Origin of the sequence: Burkholderia sp. ZZQ-2 (assembly GCF_050768715.1) — a bacterium.
Lineage (GTDB): Bacteria > Pseudomonadota > Gammaproteobacteria > Burkholderiales > Burkholderiaceae > Burkholderia > Burkholderia cepacia.
Window position 1 is genome coordinate 13,225 of the sequence record NZ_LDVA01000195.1, and the last position, 17,405, is coordinate 30,629.

15 protein-coding genes and 3 pseudogenes are annotated in these 17,405 nt (G+C 64.6%); 10 read left to right on the forward strand and 8 right to left on the reverse strand.

Annotated elements, in window-relative coordinates:
- Positions 1-100 precede the first annotated feature (100 nt).
- From ABY44_RS13150 to ABY44_RS13185, 8 genes and pseudogenes are all read left to right on the forward strand, one after another.
- Positions 101-1,060, forward strand: a complete 960-nt coding sequence (locus ABY44_RS13150; RefSeq protein WP_060170868.1) for a PDR/VanB family oxidoreductase — start codon at positions 101-103, stop codon at positions 1,058-1,060.
- A gap of 22 nt (positions 1,061-1,082) precedes the next feature.
- Positions 1,083-2,420 carry an aromatic ring-hydroxylating dioxygenase subunit alpha gene (locus ABY44_RS13155; RefSeq protein WP_060170866.1) on the forward strand — a complete coding sequence of 446 codons (1,338 nt, stop codon included), beginning with the start codon at positions 1,083-1,085 and terminating at the stop codon, positions 2,418-2,420.
- Positions 2,420-2,956 (forward strand): aromatic-ring-hydroxylating dioxygenase subunit beta, encoded by a 537-nt coding sequence (locus ABY44_RS13160; protein ID WP_060085296.1) that lies wholly within the window; start codon positions 2,420-2,422, stop codon positions 2,954-2,956. Before ABY44_RS13155 ends, ABY44_RS13160 begins: the two co-directional genes overlap by 1 nt.
- The gene (locus ABY44_RS13165) at positions 2,953-3,591 is read left to right on the forward strand and encodes a cysteine hydrolase family protein (RefSeq protein ID WP_060170863.1); all 639 of its coding nucleotides are present in this window, start codon (positions 2,953-2,955) and stop codon (positions 3,589-3,591) included. The genes ABY44_RS13160 and ABY44_RS13165 overlap by 4 nt, the downstream gene beginning before the upstream one ends.
- Positions 3,588-4,436, forward strand: a complete 849-nt coding sequence (locus tag ABY44_RS13170; RefSeq protein WP_081072573.1) for an SDR family oxidoreductase — start codon at positions 3,588-3,590, stop codon at positions 4,434-4,436. The genes ABY44_RS13165 and ABY44_RS13170 overlap by 4 nt, the downstream gene beginning before the upstream one ends.
- Positions 4,437-4,485: 49 nt before the next feature.
- The gene (locus ABY44_RS13175) at positions 4,486-5,751 is read left to right on the forward strand and encodes a dienelactone hydrolase family protein (protein WP_060170861.1); all 1,266 of its coding nucleotides are present in this window, start codon (positions 4,486-4,488) and stop codon (positions 5,749-5,751) included.
- A 357-nt stretch (positions 5,752-6,108) separates the two neighbouring features.
- On the forward strand, positions 6,109-7,824 hold the full coding sequence (locus tag ABY44_RS13180) for an alkaline phosphatase D family protein (RefSeq protein ID WP_060171238.1): 1,716 nt from the start codon (positions 6,109-6,111) through the stop codon (positions 7,822-7,824).
- A gap of 9 nt (positions 7,825-7,833) precedes the next feature.
- Positions 7,834-8,039, forward strand: a pseudogene (locus ABY44_RS13185) (conjugal transfer protein TraG N-terminal domain-containing protein); the annotation flags it as partial.
- A gap of 488 nt (positions 8,040-8,527) precedes the next feature.
- Here the strand turns inward: ABY44_RS13185 and ABY44_RS13190 are convergent.
- Positions 8,528-9,217 carry a hypothetical protein gene (locus tag ABY44_RS13190; RefSeq protein ID WP_060170859.1) on the reverse strand — a complete coding sequence of 230 codons (690 nt, stop codon included), beginning with the start codon at positions 9,215-9,217 and terminating at the stop codon, positions 8,528-8,530.
- Complete coding sequence (locus tag ABY44_RS13195; protein ID WP_060170857.1) at positions 9,214-10,155, reverse strand: hypothetical protein; 942 nt, start codon at positions 10,153-10,155, stop codon at positions 9,214-9,216. Before ABY44_RS13195 ends, ABY44_RS13190 begins: the two co-directional genes overlap by 4 nt.
- A gap of 127 nt (positions 10,156-10,282) precedes the next feature.
- On the opposite strand from ABY44_RS13195, the pseudogene ABY44_RS13200 reads away from it, so the two are divergent.
- A pseudogene (locus tag ABY44_RS13200) lies at positions 10,283-10,471 on the forward strand (IS5/IS1182 family transposase); the annotation flags it as partial.
- A 30-nt stretch (positions 10,472-10,501) separates the two neighbouring features.
- On the opposite strand, the gene arsN2 reads toward ABY44_RS13200, so the two are convergent.
- Complete coding sequence (gene arsN2 / locus ABY44_RS13205) at positions 10,502-10,936, reverse strand: arsenic resistance N-acetyltransferase ArsN2 (protein ID WP_431641277.1); 435 nt, start codon at positions 10,934-10,936, stop codon at positions 10,502-10,504.
- Between the two features lie 180 nt (positions 10,937-11,116).
- On the opposite strand from arsN2, the pseudogene ABY44_RS13210 reads away from it, so the two are divergent.
- A pseudogene (locus tag ABY44_RS13210) lies at positions 11,117-11,275 on the forward strand (IS3 family transposase); the annotation flags it as partial.
- Positions 11,276-11,279: 4 nt separating this feature from the next.
- Here the strand turns inward: ABY44_RS13210 and ABY44_RS13215 are convergent.
- From ABY44_RS13215 to ABY44_RS13235, 5 genes are all read right to left on the reverse strand, one after another.
- Positions 11,280-12,026 carry a winged helix-turn-helix domain-containing protein gene (locus ABY44_RS13215; RefSeq protein ID WP_059694783.1) on the reverse strand — a complete coding sequence of 249 codons (747 nt, stop codon included), beginning with the start codon at positions 12,024-12,026 and terminating at the stop codon, positions 11,280-11,282.
- A gap of 117 nt (positions 12,027-12,143) precedes the next feature.
- Positions 12,144-12,881 carry a TenA family transcriptional regulator gene (locus tag ABY44_RS13220; protein ID WP_060170855.1) on the reverse strand — a complete coding sequence of 246 codons (738 nt, stop codon included), beginning with the start codon at positions 12,879-12,881 and terminating at the stop codon, positions 12,144-12,146.
- A 20-nt stretch (positions 12,882-12,901) separates the two neighbouring features.
- On the reverse strand, positions 12,902-15,301 hold the full coding sequence (locus ABY44_RS13225; protein ID WP_060170853.1) for a putative bifunctional diguanylate cyclase/phosphodiesterase: 2,400 nt from the start codon (positions 15,299-15,301) through the stop codon (positions 12,902-12,904).
- Positions 15,302-15,463: 162 nt separating this feature from the next.
- A complete protein-coding gene (locus ABY44_RS13230; RefSeq protein ID WP_059694777.1) occupies positions 15,464-16,240 on the reverse strand; it encodes a Crp/Fnr family transcriptional regulator in 777 nt (258 codons plus the stop codon).
- 431 nt (positions 16,241-16,671) lie between these two features.
- Positions 16,672-17,405, reverse strand: a 734-nt coding sequence (locus tag ABY44_RS13235) for a lipase secretion chaperone (RefSeq protein WP_431641279.1), incomplete at its 5' end; no start/stop codon positions are given.

A 17,405-nucleotide genomic window follows, 5' to 3' on the forward strand; every position in this document is an offset into this window, starting at 1 on the left:
GGAAATTCTGCGCGCGCCGGACAGGCGCTGCGATTGCCGGATATTCTCGGCACATTCGCCCGCATACAGTGGACTCCTCTGAATTCAACGGAGCCGCTGGATGTCCCTGCTCAGAATCCGCGTCGAGCGCATCGATGCACTGACGCCCGCAATCCGCCGATTGCATCTCGTCGCCGCCGATGGCGGCCCGCTACCCGGGTTCGCCGCCGGCGCGCACATCGGCGTGCACGTGCCGCTCTCCCCTCGTTCGCGACGGCGCGCGTATTCGCTCGTGAACGCCGGCGGCAGCGCCGATTCGATTGACCGTTACGAAATCGCGGTGCTGCGCGAAGCGGCCGGAAGCGGCGGTTCGCAGTGGATGCACGCCTGTGCGCCCGGCGACGAATTCGACATCGATCCGCCCCGGAACGATTTTCCGCTCGTCGCGGACGCACACCGGCACTTGCTCGTGGCCGGCGGCATCGGCATTACGCCGATTCTCGCAATGGCGCGCGAACTGACGAGCAGCGGGCGGCGGTTCACGCTGCACTACGCCGCGCGCGACGCGATGTCGATGGCCTATCGCGACGAGGTCGCCGCGCTACCGGGTGCGACATGCTGGTTCGACGACGGCGAACCGTCGCGCGGCCTGCCGCTGGCCGACGCGATCGGCGCGCCCGAGAGCGGTACGCATCTGTACGTGTGCGGCCCCGCCGGGCTCATCGAGGCGACGCTCGCGGCCGCGCGGCATCTCGGCTGGGGCGACGACGCGCTGCATTGCGAACGCTTTGCCGCGCCGGTCGCGACGGTGGAAGACGCCACGGTCGAAGTGCGTCTCGCCGGTTCGGGGCGCGTGCTGAACGTGCCACCCGGCACGTCGATTCTCGACGCGATGATCGAAGCCGGCCTCGATCCGCTCTACGACTGCCGGCGCGGCGATTGCGGCGTGTGCGCGGTGCGCTTGCTCGACGGCGACCCCGATCACCGCGACATCTGTCTGAGCGACGACGACCACGCGAGCGGCGCGTTCTGTCCATGCGTGTCGCGCGCGCATGGCGCGCATCTCGTGCTGGATCTTTGACCCTTCCCTTCGAGGTACCCCCATGAGCGTTACCAACGAGACACTGGCCGGGCTGGTGCGGCCCGACAGCGTGCACAAGCGCCTCTATACCGATCCGGCGATCTTCGCGCTGGAAATGGAGCGGATCTACGGCCGCGCGTGGATCTACGTCGGCCACGAGAGTCAGGTCAAGACGGCCGGCGACTATCACACGACGCGCATCGGCGACCAGGACGTCGTGATGGTGCGCGCATCCGACGGCACGATCCACGTGATCTACAACCGGTGTCCGCACAAGGGGGCGAAAGTCGTACCCGACGGCGACGGCTCGGTCGGGAAGTTCTTCCGGTGTCCATATCATGCATGGACGTTCAGGCACGACGGCACGCACCTGTCGGCGCCGCTGCGCAACGGCCTGCTGAACACCTGCTTCGACCCGAAGCATCCGGATTTCTCGATGCGCCGCGTCGCGCGCGTGGACAGCTATCGCGGCTTCGTATTCGCCAGCCAGAGCAACGATGGCCCGGATCTGCGGACCTTCCTGAACGGCGTCGTGTCGTCGATCGACAACCTGTGCGACCGCTCCCCGGTCGGCGAGGTCGAAGTCACGGGGGGTGTGTTCCGCGTCCTGCAGCGCTCGAACTGGAAAGTGTTCTACGAGAACCTGCATGACACGATGCATGCGCCGGTCACCCACGAATCGTCGGTGGTGTCGGCCCGCGCGCAGGCGGCGGAGATGGGCGCGATGCCGTTCGAGCTGCTCATCATGGACGGGAACGGCGAGCCGTACGAATTCTGGGAAAAACTGGAATTGCGCGCGTACGCATACGGCCACGGCTACATGGAAGGTATTTTCGACCCGGCGGCTGCCGAACGCGATTCGGTGTCGAGCGCGCATTTCGCGGTGCTCGCGGAGGTTTACGGCGAAGAACGCGCACGCCGGATTCTCGGCATGAACCGCCACAATACCGTGATCTACGGCAGCGGTTCCCCGCATACGGTGTTTCAGCAGTTCCGCGTGATTCGTCCGATTGCGGTGGACCGGACGCTGGTCGAAATCCAGCTGTTTCGCCTGAAAGGCGCGCCCGATGCCGTGTTCGACCGCGCGTTGACCTACGCGAACGTGATCAATTCGCCGTCGTCGAACGTGATGCCCGACGACGTCGAAGTCTACGCGCGCTGCCAGGAAGGCAACCAGACCCGCGGCGGCGAGTGGGTGAGCATGCATCGCTACGTGGGCACGGATCGCGCGACGGACGACGGCTTCGTGTCGATCAACGGCACCAGCGAATTGCCGATGCGCAACCAGTTCGCCGCGTGGAAACGCTTCATGGTCGACGAGGCCGCCCCGACGGCGCGCACGCGCGAAGGAGACGCCTGATGCTGCACGATCCGGCTTTCGATCTGTCGACCGTCGTGGTCGACGCCCCTGCCCTCGCCTTCGACGCAGCGCTGCACGCGCAGGCGGCACAGTTCCTGTTTCGCGAGGCGCGGCTGCTCGACACGCGCGCATTCGACGCTTGGCTCGACACGTGGACACCCGACGGGATGTACTGGCTGCCACACGAGCCGGGCCAAGCCAATCCGCGCGACCATATCTCGCTCTTCTGGGAGGATGCGACGCTGCGCGAAGTGCGCGCGGCCCGTGTGACGAACCGGCGCAACTGGTCGCAACAGCCGACGACGCGCACCGCGCGCGTCGTCGGCAACGTGATCGTCGACGGCCGCGATGCGGCCGGCCGGCTGGTGGTCCACTCGACACAGATCGTCAACGAATGGCGGATCGGGCAGCGCACGCTCGCCGGGCTCGTCACGCACAAGCTCGATACGAGCGGCCCGGACTGGAAGATCTATCTGAAGCGCGTCGATCTCATCAACTCGACCGATGCGCTCGCGAACCTGGAGGTATTCGTGTGAACGCCGCATCGCTGCCGATACCGCTTGCGCGCACCGCCGTAATCGCGCTGCATTACCAGAACGACGTGCTCGACCCGCGCGGCAAGATTCGCGTCGGCTTCGACGCGGACCAGCCCGGCCGCGCGGCGGTGCTCGACGCGGCCCGCGCGCTGATCGCCGGCGCGCGCGGGCTCGGCTTGCCGATCGCGCATGTCCGCATTGCCTTCCGCGAGGATTACGTGGACTTGCCGCGCAATGCGCCGATTTTCGTGCGCACGGCCGAGCTCGGCGCGTTGCGCGACGGCAGCTGGGGCGCGCAGTTTTACCCGACGCTCGAACCCGATCCGGCGCGCGCGCTCGACCATGTCATCCATCATCAATGTACGAGCGGCTTCATCGGTACGCCGCTGGAACGGATCCTCGCGGCGCACGACGTGCGTCACCTGATCGTCGCAGGCGTCGCCACGCATTCGACCGTTGAAATGACTGTCCGCCATGCCGCCGATCTCGGCTATCGCGTGACCGTCGCGGCTGATGCCTGCGCGTGCGCGGATCGTCGACAGCACGATGCATCGATAGAGTCGATGCGCTTGATCGCGGGCATTTCCAGTGTGGCCGAGTTGTTCGGCCGCGCGCCGCAAACGGAGGGCGCATGAACGTTTCGCCTTCTCCCGAATCGTCCTCGCAGACGAGTCCGGCCAGCCCGCGCGCGCGTCTCGCGGGCAAGGTCGCGATCGTCACCGGCGCGACGCAGGGGCTCGGCGCCGACATTGCGCGCGCCCTCGCGAACGAAGGCGTTGGCGTGTTGATCGCCGGGCTCGATGTCGATGCGGGACACGCGCTGGCCGCTTCGATCGGCGCATCGGCGCGCTTCGCACGCACCGACGTCACCGACGACGCACAACTCGACAGCGCGATCGCGACCGCCCTTACCGTCTTCGGCGGCCTCGACATCGTCGTGAACAATGCGTGCAGCTACGACGACGCAGGCCTCGCATCGACGCGCGAACAATGGTCGCGCCTGCTCGACGTCAATCTCGTGTCGGCGGCGATCCTGGCGCAGAAAGCCGCGCCGCATCTGCGGCGACGCGGCGTGATCGTCAACCTCGGCAGCGTGGGCGGCAAGTTCGGCGCGGCCGGGCGCGCGCTGTATCCGGCGTCGAAGGCAGCGTTGCTGCAGCTGACGCGCAACCTCGCCGTGGATCTGGCGCCGCGCGACCTGCGGGCAATCAGCGTATCGCCGGCCTGGACGTGGTCGCCATCGCTGGAACGGCTCGCGGGCGGGTCGGTCGATGTCGCGGACCGCGTCGGCCGGCCGCTGCACGTCCTGGGCCGCGTCGGTCGCGGTGACGAGATCGGGCGCATCGTCGCGTTTCTCTGCTCGGACGATGCATCGTGGCTCACCGGCATCGACGTACCCGTCGACGGCGGTTTTTCTATCCTGGGGCCGGATCAGGGCCGCTCGCCGCGCGAATGGTTCGAGCGGCACGCAGCGCAGTAGCGAACCGTTCGGCTCGCATTCCTCCCCCTACTCCATCGGGACTTCATCCATGACGAAGCACATCAGAATAGTTCGGGGCGACACGGCGTTCGACGCCTATCTCGCACTGCCGGAAGCCGGCCGTGGCCCGGTCATCGTATTGCTGCAAGAAATATTCGGCGTGAACGCCGAGATCCGCGAAGTGGCGGATCTCTATGCGGCCGAGGGCTATGTCGTCATTGCACCGGACCTGTTCCACCCGTTCGGCTCGAACATCGAACTCGGTTACGGCGAAGCCGACCATGCCAAAGCATTCGACTATTACACGCGCCTCGATGTGGCCGGCGCCGTCGACGATATCCGCGCGACCGTTGCCCATGCGCGCACGTTGCCCGAATCGACCGGCCGGGTCGGCGTGCTCGGCTTCTGTCTCGGCGGCAAGCTCGCCTGGCTCGCCGCGGCCCAGGGCGACGTCGATTGTGCGGTCGGCTATTACGGCGTCGGCATCGAGCAGTCGCTCGAACTGGCCGAGCGCATCGCGTGCCCGCTCGCGCTGCATTTCGGCGCCGACGATCCGCTCAATCCGCCCGAGACCGTGACGGCGATACGCGCGGCGCTGGACGGCAAGCCGAACGCGAAGCTTTACGTCTACGAGGGCGCCGGCCACGCATTCAGCCGTAACGGCCCGACCTTCGTCAAGGCCGCGGCGATGTCCGCGCATACGCGCAGCCTCGCGGTGTTTCGCAAGGTGCTCGGCCCCGACTACGACCTGGGTGCACTCGCCGATCACCACTTCCATCTGGAGTTCGCCGCGCGCGATCCCGAGGAGACGATGCGGACGATGGTGCCCGAGCCGTACGTGAATCACGTGCCGACCATGACGGGCGGCACCGGGTACACGGAACTGAAGCGCTTCTACACGCACCATTTCGTCCACAACAATCCGGCTGACATGGCGATGGCGCCGATCTCGCGCGTGATCGGCGTCGATCGCATGGTGGACGAATTCATCCTGACGTTTACGCACGACCGGGAGATCGACTGGTTGCTGCCCGGCGTCGCGCCGACCGGCAAGCGTGTGGAGATTCCGATGGTCGCCGTCGTCGCATTCCGCGGGCCCAAGCTCTACAACGAACACATCTACTGGGACCAGGCGAGCGTGCTCGTGCAGCTCGGGTTGCTCGATCCACACGGGTTACCGGTCGCCGGCGTCGATGTCGCACGCAAGCTGCGCGACGAGACGTTGCCGTCGAATACGCTGATGGCACGCTGGCGCGAGAGCGAACCGGCCCGATCCGGGTATGACATTGTTATCGGAAAGAAGCGCCGCGTCTGAACATCCATGGGCAGGCCCTCGCCAACGCCGAACAAGACCTGACCTGCCCTGGAATTTTCAGCCCGATCGAAGCTCGAGAAAATGGCTCCCGCATACCGCCAAGGAAGGCGGTGCACCTGGAAAACGGATTCGGTCATGGCTTCCGTACAACCCGGTGCCCTATAGGAAGCATGCTCACAGGAGCCTTCACGTAAAGCGCAGCAAGGCTCCAATGCGCGAAGCATTTTTGTAATTTGTAAGTAATGCGATTGTAATTGTCGCGTCACTCGCTATCGGCAAGCTTGCGGGCTTCTTTGTGAGGGAGGCTCAAGCATGTCGAATACCAAGAATCCAATGATCAACCCACTGGCCGAGGCCATGCCTCCGCAGCCTGAGCGCCGCCGCTTCGTACGCCAGGTCGCACTGGGTGCGGTTGCCATCAGCGGGGTGGCGCTGGCCGGCTGCGGCGGCGGGGATGACGGCGGCTCTTTCGGAGGCAGTGGCAACCCGAAGGTCGCGTTCGCGCACGGCGTGGCCAGCGGTGACCCATTGGCCGACCGAGTGATCCTGTGGACACGCGTGAGCACCGAGTCCAGCCAGGAGATCGTCCTGCACTGGGAGGTCGCCAGTGACGCGGGCTTCACGAACATCGTCGCCAGCGGGGAGGCGCGCACCTCGGCTGCGCGCGACCACACGGTCAAGATCGATGCCATGGGCCTGTCGACCGGGCGCAGCTATTGGTACCGCTTCAAGGCCTACGACCAGCTCTCTCCGGTTGGCCGCACTCGAACGCTGCCGAAGGCAGGCATCTCTCAGGTGCGATTGGCAGTGCTCTCGTGCTCCAACTACCCGTCCGGCTTCTTCAATGTCTATGCCGATGCGGCCAAACGCAACGACCTGGACGCCGTTCTGCACCTGGGCGACTACATCTATGAATACTCGCGTGAAGACATCAGTGCCGTAGCCCCGCAGGCGGCTGAGCTCGGCCGCCTGTTCGAACCTGCCCACGAGATCGTGAAACTGGACGACTATCGTCGCCGCTACGCACAGTACCGCGGTGACGCGGACCTGCAGGCGCTACACGCCGCCCTGCCCATGATTGCGGTGTGGGACGACCACGAGTTCAGCAACGATACCTGGCGCGACGGCGCGCAGAATCACCAGCCCGCAGAAGGCGACTTCGCCGCGCGCAAGGCGGCTGCCATCCAGGCCTACCACGAATGGATGCCCATTCGCAGCGGTGCCAATGCCGAGCAGATCTACCGCAGCTTCGACTTTGGCGGCCTGCTGGCCCTGCACATGTTGGACACTCGCGCGATTGCTCGCGACAAGCAGCTCTCCTACGCGAACTACGTTACCCAGGCCGGGTTCGACGCGGCCGGCTTCGCCAGCGCCATCGGCAACCCGGCACGCCAACTGCTCGGAACCACTCAGACCAACTGGCTGGCCAAGCAGATGGCCGCCTCCACCGCCACCTGGCAGGTGCTGGGCCAACAGGTGCTGATGGGCCACCTCGAGTTACCGTCTCCGTTGCTGTTTGGAATGATGGGCGTGGGAGGTGTGTCGTTGACCAGGTACATGGAGATTGCGGCCAAGGCGCAGACCGCGCCGCAGACGCTGACGCCAGAGGAGCTGGCCGTGCTGAAGGCGCCCTCCATTCCCGCCAGTCTGGATTCGTGGGACGGCTACCCGGCTGCGCGCGAAACCGTGCTGGAGATGGCGCGCAATCTGGATAAGAACCTCGTGGTACTGGCTGGCGATTCGCACAATGCCTGGGCCAGCGACCTGCTCGATGGACAGGGCCGCCAGGTTGGCGTCGAGTTCGCCACCCCATCGGTGAGCTCGCCCGGTATGGAGCAATCCATAACCAACGTGAAGCCAGCCGCGCTGAGTGCCACTCTGACGAACTTGGTGGAACCGCTGAAGTATTGCGACACTTCGCGGCGTGGCTACGTCGTGCTGACCGCGACGCGCGATGAGTGCGTGGCCGAATTCACCTACGTGGACACGATTACCAGCCGGAACTACCGGGCCATCACTGACAAGCGCCTGCGTGTCCTGCCGGGCGCGGCCAATCGCAAGATCGTGGCTTGAGTTCGCCAAGGAGTCTCGTTCGTTGACGTCGATTTCAACACCATCAAGTACGACCGTTCGCGCTCGGCCCAATGCCAGGTCAAGGTACCGCTACCCACCGACACGGGCTGGTCCCAGTCCTTCACCACGCTCAACAACCAGTCACCAAGGTGGGGGGCTGGTAGGCCTTCATGCACGCGCTCTCGTGCGCCGTCACCGGTGCGTCGGTCGCGGCGACGCGCAGCTGGAATTCCTTGAAAACGACTCACTGGATTCACAATGCACACCTACGGGCTGATACTCGGCGCCAGTGTGTATTTACCTGCGGGGTCATCTCCAGCCCAAGTTCAGGACATCGCTGCCTGCCGGCAAAAGCGCATGGCTACGCTGGCCGCTCGACCGCACGCCGAACTGCGCAAGTGCGGCGCTTGCCATGCCAATGATCAAACGCCCCGATCCTTCAATGGGACGTCGCTAGCTGCCTTATCGTGAGCAGTGCTCTGCGCAACCTCTCCGAATGCTCAGCATATGGCGCGAGTTGTGCCGAGGGGCGTCGCTGATGGGTCGCACACGATCGAGTGGCGTTCGTTGCCCGGCCCTCTTACGGACAGGCTCCGCATGTGGGAATGCAATGCCCTCCGCCGACAAATCCCGCTATCGCTTGCCTGACGGGCAACAGGCCCGCTTAGGTGAGTTGGTTGTTCCTTTGCTCCCCGGACCCGAGTTACGGACGCACTTCCCGAAATGCCTGCTTTTGAGGATCCCACGCAAATGCGGCCCCCACACACGCGCCGTTTTCGACCGTTACCCCCGCCACGCTCAACTCCGGCGCAGGTCCGTCCTTTTTCACCTTCACCGTATCGATGCCCCAATCGCACAACGCACCATGAGCGGGGGTCAGCGCCTGGACGAGATCGCCGGTTTTCTTGTCCCGCACCTCGATCACGCGATCGAGCGTGGCGATCGATGGAATGACGAAATACCAGCGATCCGTGGATGCCGCCTGAAGTATCGGAACCGGCTCGGCGCCGTATGCGCTGTAGGCGACGAGGTTCAAATGGATGGGCAGTTTCTGTCCGCTGCGGTAACTGACCCAGGTGCCATCGTACGACTTGGGCGGATTGATATCGCTCGGCAGTGCGAGCCGGGCGGCCGGCAGCCCGTCGGCGTCGAGCTCATCGATGTGGGTGTCCCCCGACGTATGGGAGATCGTGGGCTTGAGCCGGATGGGGGTGCGGTGCCGGTCGTAGAAATAGACCCCCGTGGTCACGGTATTGACGAGGGACAGGTACAACGTAACGGGTTGCTTTCCAATGGTCCCTTGAAACAGGGAAGCGGCTTGGGCAGCCGGTGCGCCGAGTCCCGACAAGGTCAGGCCCGACAATGCCACGACGGCTTTAAGGTGCTTGATCATCGGTTCATTGGCCCCTGGGTGCTGCCGGTAAATGTCAGTGTCCCGGGCGACGTGAACCGGTAGTGGTTCCAGGTCGCGAGACGGTTGCGATAGTCGATGTTGGACTCCTGCCGGACGTCGATCCGGCCGTGGGGCAGGAACCAGGGCGTTCCATCCTCTTCCAGCTTGTCGAGCGGCGTGAAGTCGCGAAACTGGCCGTTCAGAAACAGGAAGTAGCTCCGGCTGCCCGTGGAGCGATTGCCGCTGCCGTCGATAGCGAGCCGGGATGCACGGAAGTCCGTATGCCCGTCTCCGTTGTAATCGTCGAACTCCAGCGTGTCGGTGTAGTTGAAGTCCAGCTGCAGGTGATCCAGTGTCTGAATCTTGCTGCCACTGGCGCGATCGTAGACATCGATTCGATCCACCAGGCCGCCAAATTCGCCACGAGCCTTGTGTGCGTGTACGCGGAACAGATACGGACCACTTTTCCCGACCTGCAGCAGATCGCCATCGTAGGCCACGGCGGCATAGCGGCTCCCGAACATGGCCGTCTGCTTGAACTGGAACGCGGTGCGGACCCGGCTTCTCAGGTCCACCCAGTCTCCGGCCAGCTTATGATCCGTCCAGCGGAAAGAACGCAGCATCAACATCGCGAACGGCTGACCCTTCGCATCAGTTACGTCAATCGACAGATCGGGAGCCGCCTCCGGACTATCCGCCAGCGGCGTTTCCTCCAGGGGCAACAGCAGGCCGCCGTTCTGTTCGAATACGTAGCCGCTCAGGCTGGGGCCGTGATTGTCCAGACGCAGGATCAGTTGTACAGCCTGACCGCCAATGATGCCTTCCTGTACCTGGGTGTCTGTCGCCTGAGCGAATGCGGTGGAGGCCAACCACGGAGCAATGGAAAGCGTCAGTCCGGCAGCCCATTCGGTAATTTTTGTCATCGATACGAGGGACATTCAGAAATCATTCTGGTTTGAAGACGTCGTCAAGGTGGCCTGACTCAAACAAATCGGTCTCCCGGAAGCGAGACGCGATTCACACACCGCGCAGGATGCAGCGATTTTTACACAGGGCGTCGTTATTCGATCGCTTCATGGCAGCGGTCCGGGCAAATTCAGCTGGGTAGTGGAACGGACTCACTCGTGGCTCCACAACTTCCGGCGTCTGCGCATTCGGTTCGATCGCCGAGCCGACATTCACGAAGCGTTCTTGAAATGTAGCTGCGCTCTCGTCTGCTGGAACATTTTGAGGCGCACGGCGCAACCTGCTTGATCTAACCTATTACAGCAAAAGCGGCATGTGTCACAGGTGCTTGCACATGCAAACGGCACTAGCTGGACAAAGTTCGGCGAACTCTCTGCTTCCTTTGACCACTGTCGGAACCTCATTCCGGTGAACTGTCGTATATCCCGCACCCTGAAAAAACTCCGTCGCAGACTTTGTCAGCAGCCACAGCGATGAGACACCCGTCGCTCTCGCCCTCTTCTCCATTTTCTCGACCAGTTCTTGGCCTAGTCCGCGAGAGCGACCGTCACCGGCAACAACGAGCGACCGTAGCAACGCATTGCTCCCAAATCGCTCAAGTCCTACCACTCCCACGAGACCCGGGCCAACCGCTACGAGAAAATCGTCCAGGAGCGGAACGGTAACGTCAGCGATCGGCAGTTGGTTCTCCTCGAGCAGCTTTCTAATCGAATCGAGATCGTTTGGTTGCGCTTCACGAATATTCATCTTCATGTCCTTATCGAATCAGGCAACCAAAAGTAGCAGCTTGCCGGAAAAGTAAGTGGTTCCCCCGCCGGGTTTTGAACTGGCCTCTAAGAAGAGGGGCTGACCTGGGGCTCCACCCGCCTTGAACACGGAAATCCTGACACCCCCGAGCCGACCTCGCCTATACCGTACTCGATACTGTAGGCCATGTATTCATGCGAAGAGCGCATGCGGTCGGTCAATCTGTACTTGAAACGCGGGAAGCGCATCAAGCCGACCATTCGCCCGTTGGGCTACCCAGCGAAGCATTCTCTCAAGGCGTGGTGTGACGAATTCGAAAAGAATGGCGATCTGCCGGGCTACGCACGGCTCAAGCATGCCGGGACCCATCCACATCGTCCGCCAGCGTGCCGAGCGGCACGAAAATGTAGCCCTTCCCGCGCACGGTACGGATGTAGCGATAATCGCCGACCGCCTGCTCGACCAGGTTGCGCAGCCGGAAGATCAGCACGTCGAGCCCGCGCTCGGAGCGCCCGGCCACGCTCAGCCCCAGGAGCGCCAGAATCTCCGCACGCGACAGGACGCGCATCGGCTGCGAGATGAACAGTGCGAGCAGCGCGAATTCGCTGGCACGCAGCCCGAGGTCCTGTCCCGCGCGGGTGGCGCGCCGCGTGATGAAATTCACCTCGATGTCGCCAAATGCGTACGATTCGGGGTTCACCGGCTCGCGCACCGGCGCGGGGCGGTTCGGCGCGTAGCGGCGCACCGCGCTGCGCACGCGTGCGATCAGTTCCATCGGGTCGAACGGCTCCACCAGATAGTCATCCGCGCCGATTTCGAGCGCAACGACCTTGTCGACCACCTGCGCGTCGCGGCTGATCACGATCACCGGCATGTCGTGACCGGCGCGCCGCAGCGCCCCGAGCGCCATGTAGAACGTCGTGGCCGGCCGTTCGACCCGCATCACGATCAGGGTGGGCGGCGTGGCCGTCACGTGCGCCAGCAGCCGCGACGCATCGTCGAGCGCCGACGTGGCGATCTGGCAGCCGCGCAGGAGCGCGCGGATCCGGTCACGCATGCGCGGATCGGGCTCTACGACGAGAACGTGAGTGGCCATGGAAAATCGTCCAGCACGACGGCCCGCACGGCGAATCGCGACGTCACGCCGGCCCGCCTTCCGGCCGCAACGGCCGGGTGCGGCCTGCGCGAACCCGCGAGCGCGCGGCGCAAACGACTACACATGCATGCAGCAATCGAGACTCGTCAGGAAATAGCTCAGGCTCTTGCGGATCGACGTCTCGACGTCCCGCACGTCGCGGGCCGCGGGCGACTGGCCGAGCAGCGTCGCGACGATGTCGAGCGCCTCCCACGGATGCCGGTCGTCGTAGTCGGCATGCAGCTTGAGCCAGCGCATCGCGCGATGCCGCACGGCCGGGTCAAACTGCTGTTCATACGGCGATGCGCACAGCAACGCACTCCACTCGCCGGTCACGCCTTCGATCGCGTAGTTGGTCGCGGCGATGCTCGGCGCGAGCGCGTCGGTGCTGCTGCTTTTCCAGCACCAGTGGCTCAGCGCGAATCCGGCCAGCGGCGCATCGCCGTCCAGCAGCATGTCGATCGTCACGCCCGATTCCGCAGCCCAGTTGGCCCAGTGATCGACGTGGTTCTGCTCGACGCGGATATTGCGGATCAGATAGCGCCGCGCCTTCTCTTCGCCGCGCGACCGATAGGCAGCGGTCTTCACCAGGTTCATCGCCATGTACTCCGGAAACTGGCTGACCACCGCCCAGCCGGTCACGAAGAACGCGCGCAGTTGCGACGCGCGCAGCGTCCCGCCGCTCATCGCCGCGAACACCGGATGCGCACGGACACGCGCCTTCAGCTCGTCGGTCGCGCCGACCACGTCGCGCAGCCAGGCCGGATAGCTCGCCAGGTCCATCAGGTCGCCGGTCAGTTCAAATGGAGCACTCATGCGTTCGTTCCTCGCTTGGTTCAATGGAATCCCCCTTCCTGCCAGGGCGCGGGGCGGCTGAAGTAATAGCCCTGGCAATAGTCGACGCCCAGCGCGCGAAGCATCTCGGCCGTCGCCGCGTCCTCGACGTGCTCGGCGACGGTGCGGTACTGCATCACGTGTGCGATGTCGTTGATGGCGGACGCGATGCCGCGCTTGATGCTGTCGGACGTCATGGTCGCCACGAGGCCGCCGTCGATCTTCAGGTAGTCGATCGGCAACTGGCGCAGATACGAGAACGACGACATGCCGGCGCCGAAGTCGTCGAGCGCGAAGCGGCAGCCGAGGTCGCGCAGCTCGTACATGAAACGCGACGCGACCTCCAGGTTGCGGACCGCGCTCGTCTCCGTGATTTCGAAGCACAGCAGCGCCGGGTCCAGCCCCGACGCCGACAGCTCGGCGATCGCGAATTCCACGAAGCGCTCGTCGGTGATCGACATCGCCGACAGGTTCACGTTGTATTCGACGTACTGGCGTTGTTCGAGCCGCGCGAGCCGCCGGATCACGTTACGCACGACCCAGCGGTCGATCATCGTCATGTGGCCGTAGCGCTCGGCGGCCGGCAGAAAGACCGGGGAGATCAGCTTGCCGTCGGCGTCCGGGATGCGCAGCAGGATCTCCGCGCGCTCCTGCGCGCCGTGCGCCGGCTGGATCGGCACGATTCGTTGCACATACAACTGGAACGAATTCGTTTCGAGCGCCGTCTTCACGCGGCGGCTCCACTGCATGTGATACGCCTGGCGTCCCGAGTTCATGTCGCGTGAATCGGCGACATGCACGCGGTTGCGGCCGCGGTCCTTCGCGATGTAACACGCGATGTCGGCCATCTGCATCGCCTTCTCGACGCTCTCGGGCCGACAGGCGAGATCCAGCACGCCGATGCTCACGCTGATCTTGAACGGCTCGCCTTCCCACAGGAACGTGAAATCCTCGAGACACGCCCGGATGCGCTCCGCCTTGCCGTCGTCCGGCACGCCGTTGCGCCCGGCCGGCAACAGGATGCCGAATTCGTCGCCGCCCAGCCGACCGAACACGTCGTCGTCATCGAGACAGCGCGCGAACACCGCGGTCGCGTCGCGCAGCAGCGCATCGCCGGCCGCGTGCCCGCACACGTCGTTGACTTCCTTGAATCCGTCCAGATCGAGAACCATCAACGTCCCGCCGCCGCGGTGCGTCAGCGCGTCGCCCAGGCGCTGCTCGAACGCCGTGCGATTGATCAGGCCGGTCAGCGCGTCGTGCGACGCCTGCCAGGTCAGCTTCTCGATCAACTGGTGTTCGCGCGTCATGTCGCGCAGGATCAGCACGTAACCGACGCAGCGGCCCGCGGCGTTGTCCATTCTCGACAGCGACGCGCGCACCGACACCGCCGAGCCGCACACTCGGATCAGGTCGAGATCGCGGGTGAACGTGTGATCGCCGCTGTTGCTGAGCGACGCGAGCAGCTTGATCGACATCCCGGTCGACGTATCGATCAGGTCGAGCACGTCGTTGATCGGCTTGCCGACGCTGAGGCGCGACGGCGCGCCGAGCAGCTGCTCGGCCGCCGGATTGACGGTCTCGATGCTGCGCGTGAGGCCGATCGTGACGATCGCGTCGGCCACCGAGCGCAGCGCCGCTTCCGCGAACGCCTGGCTACGGTCCAGCTCGGTCTGCATCGACGCCTGCTGGCGCTGCGCGCGGCTCGCCCAACGCACCGACAGCAGGAGGATCAGCAGCGAGGCCACGACGTACGACAGGAACAGCTGGATGACGGCCGAGCGGAATTCGGCGCTCAGTTCGTCGGAGAAGCGCTTCGGCAGCGGCTCGATGTGTGAGTTGAAGTCCCAGATCGCGCGGTTCAGGCGACTCGTGCGCCGGACGTCGCCCGCCTGCACGGAATCGCGCAACGCGTTGGCGATCGCGCGCAGGTTGACCAGCTGCCGGTCCGCGTCCTCCCAGTATTGCAACGCTGCGTTCAGGCGCGCGAAGCTGCTCAGGATCGGATAGAACCACACCACCGCCACCGCATCGACAGGATTGATGCCCGCCTCGATCAGCGCCTGGCGCGCCACGCGGTGATCCGGCGGCACGCTGATCATCGCGCGGCGGGCAACGCCGAGAAACGTGAGGGTGCGGTCAACCGCCAGGTAATCGTCGAACAGTTTTTCGTCGCCGGTCTGTCCGTAGCGGGACAGCAGGATGATCTCGTCCTTCTGCGCCTTCGACCAGCTGCTTTCGCCGCCGACGTACACGCGCAGCGACATGATCACGATCAGGCTGACGGCGACGAACCCGGCCAGCGCGACGATCACGACGACGATCGGCAGGATGCCGAGCGCCGGACTCCATGGCCACACGTGAAACGAGCTGCGCTGACTCTGGAGCTTCGAAATGTTTTCCATACCCGATTGACTGCTTTTCTGATTCTTCTCGATGCCGCCGGCCAGCCGCGTCGCGACGCGTCTTGCGTTCGGACCTCTCCCCTTCCATGCGCGCGACGCGCCGGCGCTCATTCAGCGGCGGCGGCACGCCGGTGCCGGCCGCGCGGCAGGATGCTCCGGCAACTAGGTCGTCCGGACGCGTCGCGACAACCCGACGCCGGCCTCGGTACCGGCATCGATCGCGAGAATGCGGCACGTTTCGTCGCGGATGACCCGATGGCAGTCGCAGCCCTGCCCCGCGAGACGGGCGAGATCCGTCAGCACGATGGCGCCGCGATGCTGATGGATCACGCCAAGCTCATGGAGCTGTCGCGCGGTATCGGTGATGGTCTCGCGGCGCACGCCGAGCATCTGGCCCAGCATCCCGTGCGTGACCGGGATCTCGATGCTGCGCGAGCGCTCGTAGGCAATCAGCAGCCAGCGGCTCACTTGATGCCGCATCACGTGATGGCGGCTGCAGAACATGACCTGCGACGCCTGGGCCAGCACCAGTTGCATCCGCACGAAGACCTGCCGCCTGATCGCCGGCGATGCGTCGCACGCGTCGGCGAAACGGCGCGCATACAGCCGATACGCGAATCCGCCGTGATAGACGACGACGCGGCGCTGCGTCGTGCTGCCGATGACGTCGTCGCACACGATGCCTTCGCGGCCGATTTCCGTCACGCCGAGCGTCGTCTTGCTGCCTGTCGTGTATTGGAGGGAAATACCCGCCGTCACCGGAAAATAAACGGCCTCCAGATTCTCGCCGGCATCGCACAGCACCTGGCCGGTCTTGAGATTCGAAAGCATCAAATGAGGCGCCAATTCCGCACGGCTAATTCCGTCGAGCGCAGCCAGGAATTGATTGGCACCAAGCGCATGCGGCAACTCGATGACATTGTCGGCCTGATGTATCACGGTGCACCTCGTACGTTGTATTCCTGCCCCTCGGCCACCGAATCTTCATGCAGCGTTGAAACGAACCGGTTTTCCGGTTTTGCCGTTTTCCTTACGGTCTAATTGGACAAAAAGATATCACGCAGCCCCGTCGTGCGCGCCCCTCCGGCTTTGTTACATGAAGTAATTTGACAGTTTCAGGCGTTACTCCGAGATATTTGCATGGTCAATCAATTATCGGCGATTTAAATATTGCCCTTGCAAAGGTGCCGTCCCGGTGAATCATTGAAAATTGCGAATAGCGGCCAATGCAACGGAATACAGTTAATCCTGAAAATAAAAATCATTCCTCCATCGAAATAATGCGGACTGAGTGACATATCCCACACTTCTCCAATGGCGAACGTGGAATATCCATGACGGCGCTTGCCGGGGATGTCGGCGCCGGCCGGCTACCGCGCGCGCTGGCGAGCGGTGATGTCCGCGCGGTCCGCGCCCAGCGACGCCGCACGCAATGCGTCCGCCGGATCCGGAAAATCGCGCTGCAGCAATTGCGCGAGCTGGGCATCGCGCGCATCGGGCGCAAGCTGCTGCGCGACGAGCCGCTCGCGTTCGGCCTCATAGTCGCGATAGCGCGCCTGCCACGCATCGTCGTCCTGCCGCTGCCGCACGACGCGCGCGGCGACGTCGGCGCCGAGCTGCGCACGCAGCGCATCGGGTGTCGCGCGACGCGCGTCGAGCCGTGCAACTGTCGCGACCGCCTCGCGCTGCCGCGCGAGTTGCTCGTGCGCGTCGCGCATGTCCGGCGGCAGCGCCTGGTCGAGCGCCGCAAGGCGTTCACGCTTCTGCGCATCGCTCAATGCCGGATCGCGCGCAATCCGGATCCGGTCGAGGTCGTCATGCTGCTGCCGGAACGCGTCGGCGAAGAACGGTGCGCTCCAATCGCCGAGCCAGCGGCTCGCGAGTGCCGCCCGTCGTTCGAGCTCGCCCGCGATCGCATCCGGATCGATACGCGTGCCGGGCTGCACGGTGCCCGGCTGCGCATCGAGCGCGGCAAGACACGCGCGATAGCGCGGCCACAGGTCGAGCGCTTCGCGCTGCGCCGGCGCGCCGATCGGCTGCGCGGCGACCTCCCGCGCGACCAGCGCGTCGAGCGCGGCCGGCGTCAGGTCGTGCTGCGCGAGCA